The sequence below is a fragment of the Streptomyces sp. NPDC055632 genome (genome assembly GCF_053618675.1).
Genome location: NZ_JBSHHY010000075.1, coordinates 1 through 10321, shown reverse-complemented (window position 1 = coordinate 10321; position 10321 = coordinate 1). Strand labels below are relative to the sequence as shown.

8 protein-coding genes are annotated in these 10321 nt (G+C 75.6%); all 8 read right to left on the bottom strand.

Features of this window, described 5'->3' with window-relative positions:
• Positions 1-77: 77 nt before the first annotated feature.
• On the bottom strand, positions 78-1256 hold the full coding sequence (moeZ, locus tag ACWGSR_RS37140; protein WP_376328231.1) for an adenylyltransferase/sulfurtransferase MoeZ: 1179 nt from the start codon (positions 1254-1256) through the stop codon (positions 78-80).
• 63 nt (positions 1257-1319) lie between these two features.
• Complete coding sequence (locus tag ACWGSR_RS37135; RefSeq protein WP_376246704.1) at positions 1320-2063, bottom strand: spherulation-specific family 4 protein; 744 nt, start codon at positions 2061-2063, stop codon at positions 1320-1322.
• On the bottom strand, positions 2051-3022 hold the full coding sequence (locus ACWGSR_RS37130; protein ID WP_125665393.1) for an NAD-dependent epimerase/dehydratase family protein: 972 nt from the start codon (positions 3020-3022) through the stop codon (positions 2051-2053). Before ACWGSR_RS37130 ends, ACWGSR_RS37135 begins: the two co-directional genes overlap by 13 nt.
• Before the next feature lie 130 nt (positions 3023-3152).
• On the bottom strand, positions 3153-4742 hold the full coding sequence (locus ACWGSR_RS37125; protein ID WP_453573743.1) for a hypothetical protein: 1590 nt from the start codon (positions 4740-4742) through the stop codon (positions 3153-3155).
• Positions 4735-6354, bottom strand: a complete 1620-nt coding sequence (locus tag ACWGSR_RS37120) for a DUF3492 domain-containing protein (protein WP_453573740.1) — start codon at positions 6352-6354, stop codon at positions 4735-4737. Before ACWGSR_RS37120 ends, ACWGSR_RS37125 begins: the two co-directional genes overlap by 8 nt.
• A gap of 190 nt (positions 6355-6544) precedes the next feature.
• Positions 6545-8320, bottom strand: coding sequence for an ABC transporter ATP-binding protein (locus ACWGSR_RS37115; protein WP_453573738.1), 1776 nt, complete (start codon positions 8318-8320; stop codon positions 6545-6547).
• A complete protein-coding gene (locus ACWGSR_RS37110; RefSeq protein ID WP_376246691.1) occupies positions 8317-9306 on the bottom strand; it encodes an ABC transporter permease in 990 nt (329 codons plus the stop codon). Before ACWGSR_RS37110 ends, ACWGSR_RS37115 begins: the two co-directional genes overlap by 4 nt.
• Positions 9303-10214: an ABC transporter permease gene (locus ACWGSR_RS37105; protein WP_376328226.1), complete on the bottom strand. Its 912-nt coding sequence runs from the start codon at positions 10212-10214 to the stop codon at positions 9303-9305. The genes ACWGSR_RS37110 and ACWGSR_RS37105 overlap by 4 nt, the downstream gene beginning before the upstream one ends.
• Positions 10215-10321: the final 107 nt, after the last annotated feature.

Here is a 10321-nt window from a genome sequence, read left to right as displayed (position 1 = left end):
GGGGGGGGGGGGGCCCACCCCTTTTTCGCGGGGCGCCCCGGGCCCCCGGCCGCTGTCGTCCGCGCTCGGGCGAGCTCCTAGTAGACCGGCTTCTCGGGCTCGATCTGGTGGACCCAGCCGATCACTCCGCCGCCGACGTGCACCGCGTCCGCGAAGCCCGCGGACTTGAGCACGGCGAGGACTTCCGCACTGCGGACACCCGTCTTGCAGTGCAGGACGATCCGCTTGTCCTGCGGGAGGTCCTGGAGGGCGGTGCCCATCAGGAACTCGTTCTTGGGGATCAGACGGGCGCCGGGGATCGAGACGATCTCGTACTCGTTCGGCTCGCGGACGTCGATGATGTCGATGTTCTCGCCGTCGTCGATCCACTCCTTGAGCTGCTTGGGAGTGATCGTCGCGCCGGCCGCCGCCTCCTGGGCCTCCTCGGACACGACGCCGCAGAAGGCCTCGTAGTCGATGAGCTCGGTGACGGTCGGGTTCTCGCCGCAGACCGCGCAGTTCGGGTCCTTGCGGACCTTGACCTGGCGGTACTGCATCTCCAGGGCGTCGTAGATCATCAGGCGGCCGACCAGCGGGTCGCCCACGCCGGCGAGGACCTTGATGGCCTCGGTGACCTGGATGGAGCCGATGGACGCGCAGAGCACGCCCAGGACGCCGCCCTCGGCGCAGGACGGGACCATGCCCGGCGGCGGGGGCTCCGGGTAGAGGCAGCGGTAGCAGGGGCCGTACTCGGACCAGAAGACCGAGGCCTGGCCGTCGAAGCGGTAGATCGAGCCCCACACGTACGGCTTGTTCAGCAGCACGCAGGCGTCGTTCACCAGGTAGCGGGTGGCGAAGTTGTCCGTGCCGTCGACGATCAGGTCGTACTGGCCGAAGATCTCCAGGACGTTGTCGGCCTCAAGCCGCTCCTCGTGGAGGACCACGTTCACGTACGGGTTGATGCCGAGCACGCTGTCCCGCGCCGACGCGGCCTTGGAGCGGCCGATGTCGGACTGGCTGTGGATGATCTGGCGCTGGAGGTTCGACTCGTCGACCTCGTCGAACTCCACGATGCCGAGCGTGCCCACGCCGGCGGCGGCCAGGTACATCAGCGCCGGCGAGCCGAGGCCGCCGGCGCCGACGCACAGCACCTTGGCGTTCTTCAGCCGCTTCTGCCCGTCCATCCCGACGTCCGGGATGATCAGGTGGCGGGAGTACCTGCGGACCTCGTCTACGGTGAGCTCGGCGGCCGGCTCGACCAGGGGTGGCAGCGACACGGGGACTCCGGTGGTCGGTATGTCAGTACGGTTGTTCTCCCCGTAACACTGCCACGCCCCTTCTCATTCCGAGACACCCGGTCCGATCCGCGAGACGATTTCGTCCCAGTAGCCGGGCAGCGAGTGGAATGGATCGATTTGTCCCGGGCGGCCCGGACGGTCGGTGAAGAAGATCGTCCCGGCGCCCTGCCAGCGGGCGATCCGCAGGGCCTCGTCGAGGTGGGTGCGGGGGACGCCGTGCACGAGGTGGACGAACTTCGTCTCCGTGTACTCGGCGGTCCACTCGGCCACCTGCGACCAGCGGTAGTCCGTCCAGGCGCCGGAGAAGGTCACCAGCTGGTCGGCGGCCTCGGCGTACCCGGGGTGGGGATGGGTGCCGTGGCCGAGGACGAGGTGGGCCTCGCCGCCGAGGACGGTCTCCAGGGTGGCGCAGACCCGCCGCACCCCGGCCAGGTCGGCCCGGTCGGCGGGGCAGCGGTCCAGGTAGTAGCCGTCCACCTTGTACCAGTCGAGGAAGCGGTGGGCGTCCGAGACCAGCTCCCCGAAGGGCCGGGAGCCGTGGGCGGCGTCCAGGTGCCCGAGGACCCTGACCCCGGCGTTGCGGAGCTTCCCCGCCGCCTCCAGGCAGTGCGGGTCGGGGCGGCTGCCCGGCCCGTCCGCGACGTTGAGCACGGCCCAGTGCAGGGGCGTGCCGGGACGGGTCAGCTCGGCCCACTCGACGGGGGCGAGCAGCGGGTGGGCGTAGCCGGGGACGCCCACCCCCAGGGCCTGGACCGCTCCGGTGGCCGTGGTCGTCAGATGCGACACGCCGCCTCCATCCAGATGTCGGCGAGCGACTCCTCCAGGTTGATCCGGGGCCGCCAGCCGAGCCGGTCGCGGGCGGTGCGCACGTCGGCCTGCTGCCAGGGCCCGCAGCCGTCGGGGTACGGGTAGGGGGCGGAGGCCAGTTGGTCGGCGATGGTCCCCTCGGTGCGCGGGGCGCCGATCATCGGGCGCTGCGGGATGCCGTGCGGGGCGTCCAGCTCGTTGAGGTTGCCGGAGTAGCCGGCGACCCGGGCCAGGACGGCGGCGGCGTCGCGGAGCCGGACCGCGCGGCCGGTGCCGATGTTGACGACGCCCTGGGCGGCGGAGAGCGAGGCCGCGTGGACGGCCCGGGCCACGTCCCGCACGTCCACGAAGTCCCGCTGCACGCCGAGGCCGCTGAGCTTGAGCTCGCCGTCCCCGGCCTGCATCGCCCGGCGCATCGCCTCGGCGAGGCGGCCGAGCGGGGAGCCGGCGGGGGTGCCGGGGCCCACGGGCGAGAAGACCCGCAGGACGACGGCGTCGAGGCCCGAGCCGAGGACGAGTTCGGTCGCGGCCAGCTTGGACACGCCGTACGGGCCGCCGGGCCGGGGCACGGCGTCCTCGGCGGTGGAGGAGCCGGGCTGGCTCGGCCCGTACTCCGAGGCGCAGCCGACCTGGACGAGCCGGGCGCCGCAGCCGCTGCGGCGCAGGGCCTCGCAGACGGTGGCGACGGCGACGGTGTTGTGCCGGGTCAGGTCGCGGGCGCCGCCGCGGGTGGCGCCGGCGCAGTTGACGACGACTCCGGGGTGGACGGCGTCGAGGAAGCGGGTGAGCGCGCCGGGGCTGCCGGACGCGAGGTCGAACCGTACGTCGGCGTCGTCGCCCCGACCGAGGGCGGTGAGGTGGACGGCCGGGTCGGCGAGCAGCCGGTCGGCGACGAAGCGGCCGATGAAGCCGTTGGCTCCGAGCAGTAGCACCCTCATCGCGCGGCCCCTTCGTGCCGACCGGCCGTTCCTTGGGGTTGAGGGGTCATGTTCTTCGTTCTCCTTGCGGGGTGGTGTGGGAGGGGGCGGAGCACGCCCGCGGCGTCGGCTCCGCGGGTGTGCGGGGGGTTCACGGGGCGGCGTGGGCCGAGGCCCGGGCGAGGGAGCCGGTCGCGTGGGCCAGGAGGCCGAGCGCGGCGGCGCCGCAGACGAGGGTGGGGACGGCCCCCGGGCCCCAGGCGTCGGTGACGGCGCGCACCGGGACGGCGAGCGCGTCGAAGCCGGGGACGGGGAGGCGGGAGGAGAGGACGCTCGCGAGGGCGAGCGCCTCGGCGGCGCAGGCCGCGGCGAGGGCGGCCGAGGCCGTCCCGGGGTGGCCGTGGACGGTGAGGAGCCGGGCGAGCAGCAGGAGCGCGCCGAGGGCGAGGGCTCCCGGGCCGGCCCCGGTGGGGACGAGGAGGGCGGCGAGGGCGAGGAGTTGGAGGGTCACGGTGCCGAGGAACAGCGGCCGGACGGCGGCGGCGAAGTCGGCGAGGCCCCGGCTGTCGGCGATCCGGCGGCGGGCCCGGACGGCGAAGAGGTGGGCGCACCAGGCGGCGGGGGCGACGGCGAGGGCGAGGCCGAGGAGGGGGCCGGGGGTGAGGTCCCAGGTCCCGTCGGGGCCGCCGGTGAGCACTTCCGTGAGGAGTCCGTCGCCGCCGATCGCGTACGCCAGGAGCCAGAGGGTCCAGAGGCGGGCGGCGGGCGCGGTCCGGCCGCCGGGCGCGCGGAAGGGGCCGCGCCGGACGGCGAGGAACAGCGCCCCGGCGAGCCCGAGGGCCCCGGCGGCACCGACGGCGGCGCGCACGGGCCCGTGGGCGAGGGCGAGTCCGAGCCCGGCGACCGCGGCGACGGCGCCGGGCGCGAGCACGGCGAGCGCCCAGGGGGCGACGGGCTCGGGCGGCCGGGTCCCGTCGACGGCCCCGGTCTCCTCCCGGCCGCACGGCACGCGCGCGTACAGCTCCTCGGCGAGCGAGAACACGTCCCGGTGCCGGTACCGCGCGGCGGTCCGGTCGGTGAACCCCCGCGCTTCGAGCCCGGCGGCCACCTCAAGGGCGTCGACGGCCCGCTCGCACAGCTCCCGGTGCCGGTGCAGAAGCACTTTGACGGGGTCCGCGGTGCCGTGGCGGGGGCGGGGGGCGGGGACGGGGGCCGCTGTGACGGCCGGGGGCGGTGTGGACGGGGCCGGCGCGGGCGGGTCCTGGGCGGGCGGGTCCTGGGCGGGCTCGGGTTCGGCGGTCGGCCTCGGGGCCGCGGGGCCGCACGCGGCCGGAACCGCCGCAGGCGAAGGCGAAGGTGAGGACGAAGGTGAAGGCGAAGACGAAGGCGCCGTGTCGGGTGCGTCCCGGTCCGGCGAGGGCTCGGCCTCGGCGCCCGTCCCGTTCTCGGCCTCGGTCTCGGCCTCCGCCCCGTGCTCCGGTCCGTTCCCGCTCCCGGGCTCGTCCTCCCGGGCCGGCGGCGGTTCGGTGGGCCGTTCCCCCTGGGGTGCGGGGGCGGTCGGGTGGGGCCGCGGGGACGTCGCCGTGGCCGCCCCCGGGGCCTGGGCTATCGCGGACGGGGAGTCCTCGACGGTGCCGGCCGTGAGGGCGGGGGTGCCGAGGAGGGCCTCGGAGCGGGCGTCCCAGGCTCCGGGGCTCGTCGGGGCGGCGGCGGCGCGCATGGGGTCGTCTCCTTCAGGCATCGGTGGCTCCGGAGCCCGCGGGCACGGCGCCGGGGTTCCAGCTCCCCGGCACGTGCGCCTCGGCGGGGTGGGCGAAGAGGGCTCCGTCCCCGGGCCGGTGGCGCACCGGCGCGTGGGAGAGGAGTTCGAGGTAGATGCCGCGGAACGCGGCCAGGTTCTGTTCGACGGTGAAGAGTTCGAGCGCGCGGGCGCGGGCGGCGGCGCCGAGCCGGTGCCGCCGCCCGGGGTCGCGCAGCAGCGCGAGGCACGCGTCGGCGAGGGCCCGGGGGTTGCGCGGGGGCACGACGAGCCCGGTGCCGCCGATGATCTCGACGACCGCGCCGACGTCGGTCGAGACGGTGGCCCGCGCGCAGAACATCGCCTCGACGAGCCCGGCCGGGAAGCCCTCGACGACGCTGGAGAGGACGACGACCGCGCCGGAGGCGTACGTCTCCTCCAGGCCGGGCGCCTCCGGGCCGCCGAGCTCCTCGAAGGAGACGGGGTTCTCGCCGACGGCGTGCGCCCCCGTGGCCTCGTCGGGGAAGAGCTGCGCCGCGAGGGCCCTGCACTGGGCGAGGTACAGGTCGGCGCCCGGGTCCCGCACGGGGACGGTGACGATCCGCAGCCGGGCGTCGGGCTGCCGGGCCCTGACCTCGGCGAAGGCGTGCAGCAGGGCGACGAGGTCCTTGGCGGGTTCGGCGCGGCCGACCCAGACCAGGGTGGCGGGGTCGCCGCTCTCCTCGTCCTCGCCGACCCCGTCGAAGCGGTCGGCGGCCATGCCGGGGTGGACGGTGCGGATGCGGTCCCGGTCGGCGCCGCACTTCTCCTGCCAGCGGCGGGTGTGGGCGTTGCCGGGGGTGAGCAGGGCGGCCTGCCGGTAGACCTCGGCGGCGAGCCGTCCGTGGAGGGCGGCGAGCAGGGTGCGCAGGGGCGCGGAGCGGTCGGCGCCGGCGGCCGAGAGGTAGTGGGCGCGGAGCGGGACGCCGTACTCGGTGACGAGCAGCGGGGTCCCGAAGAAGCGCTTGGCCAGGAGTCCCGGGAGGGCGGTGGTCCCTCCGGCGGCGGCGTGGCAGAGGTCGGCCGCGCCGAGGGCGTCCTCCTCGTACCAGTCGAGGGAGAGGGGGCGCAGGGCCTTCTCCAGGTGCTCGGCGAAGGCGAGGTGGTCGGGGAGTCCGGCGGCGGCCGCGCCCCGGCGTGCGCCGGGCGCGCGGCAGGCGGCTTCGAGGGCGCGGACGGCGTCGTCGGAGCGGAGCGCGCCGGGCGGTCCGCCGCGCTCGCGGGCGAGTTCGGCGAGCGCGTAGAGCCCTTCGGCGAAGGCGGCCGCGCCGTCGGCGGTGTCCTCCTCCGCGCAGAGGCCGGTGGCGAAGTGCTCGTACGCCTCGGTGAAGCGGCGGCGGTCGCGGCGGCCGTAGGCGCGGCGGGCGGCGCGTTCGGGGAGGTTCCCGGGGTCGGCGGCGCGGACGATCCGGGCGTTGGGGGGCAGCGGCAGGGAGGCGCCGGTGGCGGGCGGGCGGCCGACGGCGTACAGGTCGAAGCGGTGCTGCCCGAGACCGCGCACGAGCCGCTCGCACCAGACTCCGGATTCACCGACGGCGTACGGATAGCCACCTTCCGTGAGCAGTCCGATCCGCACGAGCGCACCCCCGATCTCCCTTGACGGCGGCCACCGTTGGTCCGGTGACTCGCAGCGGGAAGAACGTAAACAAAGAAGTCGGCGGCGGGGCGGGCGGTTGTGCGTCGCACCACCCGAAGGGGTGGATGGTCGTAAAATTACCACCCCCAACGCGGTACCTCGCGGGAAAAGGGGGGACGGTCACGGAGGGTCAGGCGACGGCCAGCTCCTTGCCCCGCTCCGCGCGCTGTTCCCGGCGCCGCTCCCGGCGGGCCGCCGCGAGGACCGGGTCCAGCGAGGGGACGGCGGCGAGCAGTTGCCGGGTGTACGGGTCGCGGGGCGCCCCGTACACCTCCTCGACCGTGCCCTGCTCGACGATCCGGCCGCCGCGCATGACGGCGACCCGGTCGCTGACCCGGCGGACGACCGCGAGGTCGTGGGCGATGAAGACGAGACCGAGGCCCAGTTCGGCCTGGAGCGCGGCGAGCAGCTCGACGACCTGGGCCTGGGTGGTGACGTCGAGCGCGGAGACGGATTCGTCGCAGACGATCAGACGGGGCTCGGCGGCGAGCGCGCGGGCGATGCCGACGCGCTGGCGCTGGCCGCCGCTGAACTCGTGCGGATAGGCCTCGTAGCGGTCGGGGTCGAGCCCCACCCGGTCGAGCAGTTCCCGCACCCGGTCCCGGATCCGCTTCTCGTCGCGCTCCCCCGCCACCCGCAGCGGGTCGGCGATCGACTCGCCCACGGAGCGGCGCGGGTTGAGGGAGGCGACGGGGTCCTGGAAGACCATCTGGAGCTCGCGCCGGTAGGGGCGCAGGTCCCGCTCGGACAGGGCGCCGATCTCCGTGCCCCGGTAGCGGAGCCGGCCGCCGGTCGGGTCGAGGAGCCGCACCAGCATGCGGCCGAGGGTGGTCTTGCCGCTGCCGGACTCCCCGACGACGCCGAGGGTCTCGCCGGCGCGGACGGTGAGGGAGACGTCGTCGACGGCGGTCACGGCCCGCCCGCCGCGCCCGAACTCCCGCCGCAGCCCGACCGCTTCGAGCAGCACGCCCCCCGCGAGGGAGGCGTCCCCTGCCAGGGAGGCGTCCCTTGCCGGGGAGGCGTCCCCCTCCGGAGAGGCGTTCCCGGCCGTGGAGGCGTTCCCCGCCGTGGAGGCGTTCCCCGCCGGGGTCCGGGCCGGCCCGTCGAGCCGGGGCACGGCGGAGAGCAGCGCGCGCGTGTACGGCTCCGAGGGAGCGCCCAGGACGCCGGCGACGGGGCCGCGCTCGACCTCGCGCCCGTCGCGCATGACGAGCACCTCGTCGACGCTCTCGGCGGCCACGCCCACGTCGTGGGTGACGAGGAGCAGCGCGGTGCCGGTCTCGCGGCGCAGTTCGTGCAGCAGGTCGAGGATCTGGGCCTGCACGGTGACGTCGAGGGCGGTGGTCGGCTCGTCGGCGACGAGGAGCCGGGGCTCGCAGGCGAGGGCCATCGCGATGAGGGCGCGCTGCCGCATGCCGCCGCTGAACTCGTGCGGGCGGGAGCGGGAACGGCGGGCCGCGTCGGGGATGCCGACCCGGTCGAGGACGTCGACGGCCCGGGCGCGGGCGGCCTTCCGCGAGCCCCCGGCGTGGATCCGGTACACCTCGGCGATCTGGTCGCCGACGGCGTAGTAGGGGTCCAGGGAGGACAGCGGGTCCTGGAAGACCATGGCGGCGACGCCGCCGCGCAGCCGCCGCAGGTCGGCGGGGCCGGCGGTGGCGACGTCGATGCCGCCGACGCGCACGGTGCCGGTGACCTTCGCGCCGGTCCCCCGGTGGAGGCCGAGGAGGGCGCCGGCGACGGTGGACTTGCCGCTGCCGGACTCCCCGACGAGGGCGAGCGCGCGGCCCTCGGCGAGGGTGAGGGAGAGCCCGTCGACGGCCCGTACGGAGCCGTCCGCGCGGTCGAACGAGACGGACAGGTCCCGCACGTCGACCAGGGGGGCCGGGGTCTCGGACGCGGTCACGTCAGGACCACCCTTCGGTCGGCGGCCGCGTACAGCAGGTCCGCGAGGACGTTGGCGAGGACGACGGCCGTGCCCATCACCATGACCACGCCGACCACCACGGGCAGGTCGATCTGGCGGACCCCGTCGATGAGGGTCTTGCCGAGGCCGGGGATGCCGAAGAGGGACTCGGTGAGCACGGCCCCGCCGAACATCGAGCCGAGGTCGACGGCGCTGATCGCGATCACCGGCGGGACGGCGCCGCGCAGGGCGTGCCGGGTGACGACGGACCTCTCCCCCACCCCGTACGCGCGGAAGGTCCTGATGTGGTCCTCGGCGAGCGTCTCCAGGGTGGAACTGCGGGTGAGGCGGGCGTACTTGGCGGATTCGAAGAAGCCGAGGGTGATCCAGGGCAGCAGCATGTTCCAGGCCCACTGCTCGGGGTCCTCGCCCAGCGGCACGTAGCTGGGGAAGGGCAGCCACTGGAGGTAGGCGCAGACGGCCATGAGGAGGAGCAGGCCCAGGATGAAGACGGGCGTGCCGGTGCCGGCGAGGGTGAGGACGGTGAGGACGCGCTCGGTGATCCCGCCCCGGCGCAGGGCCGAGAGCAGTCCGGTGCCGACGCCGACGAGCAGCCAGACGACCATGGCGCCGAGGGCCAGGGAGGCGGTGGCGGGCAGGCGCTCCAGGACGAGCTGGGTGACCTGCTGATCGCTCTGGTACGACAGGCCGAGGCAGGGCGCGTCGCAGTGCACGACGGAGGTCCCGGTGGAGTAGTCGCGGCCGGTGAACACGCCCTGGAGGAAGTGCAGGTACTGCGCGAACACGCTCTGGTTCAGGCCGAGTTGCTCGCGGACCTGGGCGATCTGCTGGGGGTTGCAGCGCTCGCCGCAGGCCAGCCGGGCGGGGTCGCCGGGGGCCAGGTAGAAGAGGCCGTACACGAGGACCGAGAGCGCCAGGAGGACGAGCGCGGCACCCGCGAGCCGCTTGAGGACGAAGCGGGTCATCGGGAGGACTCCTTACGGGTGCCCACGCGCAGCCGGCTCGTCTCGCGCGGGTCGAGGGCCGTGCGGACCGCGTCGCCGAGGACGGTGAAGGCGAGCACGGTGGTGAAGAGCAGCCCGGCGGGCAGCAGGACGTACGCCGGGTCGGCGCGGAACCAGGTCTGCGCGGTCGACAGCATCTGCCCCCAGGACGGGGTGGGCGGGGTGACGCCGACGCCGAGGAAGGAGAGGGACGCCTCGACGACGATGTTGGTGGGGACGAGGATCGCCGCGTAGGTGATCACGGGGGCGGCGAGGGCGGGCAGCAGCTCGCGGCGGGCGGTCCGCCACCGTCCTGAGCCGGCGAGGCGGGAGGCGGCGACGAAGTCGAGGCTCTTGAGGGTGAGCGTCTGGGCGCGCACGATCCGGGAGGTGCCGGCCCAGCCGAGGAACCCGATGACGAGGATCAGGAGCAGCGGCCGGGGGAAGTCGCGGGGGACGACGGCGGTCAGCGCGATGGCGAGGACCAGCATCGGCAGGGCGACGAGGACGTCGGTGGCGCGGCCGAGGACGGTGTCGACCCAGCGGTTGCCGAGCCCGGCGGCGAGGCCGACGAGGACGCCGAGGAGGATCTGGACGGCGGTGGCGCCGATGCCGACGAGCAGCGAGATCCGGGCGCCGTACAGGAGCCGGACGAACAGGTCGCGGCCGGTGCCCGGTTCGACGCCGAGCCAGTGGTCGGCGCTCGCGCCGCCGAAGGAGCCGTACGGGACGCCGCCGCGCGCCGAGTCGACGAGGTCGTCGTGGTACGCGTACGCGTCCTGGCCCTCCAGGGCGGCGAGCAGCGGCGCGGCGAGGGCGAGGAGGACGAGCAGGAGCAGGACGGCGAGGGAGGCGAGGGCGGCCGGGCGGGTGCGCAGCCGTCGCCACACCTGCCGGGCGGGGCCCCCGGGGGGGGGGCCCCCCCCCCGCGGCGGGGGGGGGGGGAGGCAAGGGCACTTGAAGCCCCCCGACGGGCCGGCGGGGCGCCCGGGCCCAG

Coding starts and splice junctions, on each gene's coding strand:
- ACWGSR_RS37130 (WP_125665393.1), bottom strand. CDS start 3,022: ATGAGGGTGCTACTGCTCGGAGCCAACGGCTTCATCGGCCGCTTCGTC.
- ACWGSR_RS37125 (WP_453573743.1), bottom strand. CDS start 4,742: ATGCCTGAAGGAGACGACCCCATGCGCGCCGCCGCCGCCCCGACGAGC.
- ACWGSR_RS37110 (WP_376246691.1), bottom strand. CDS start 9,306: ATGACCCGCTTCGTCCTCAAGCGGCTCGCGGGTGCCGCGCTCGTCCTC.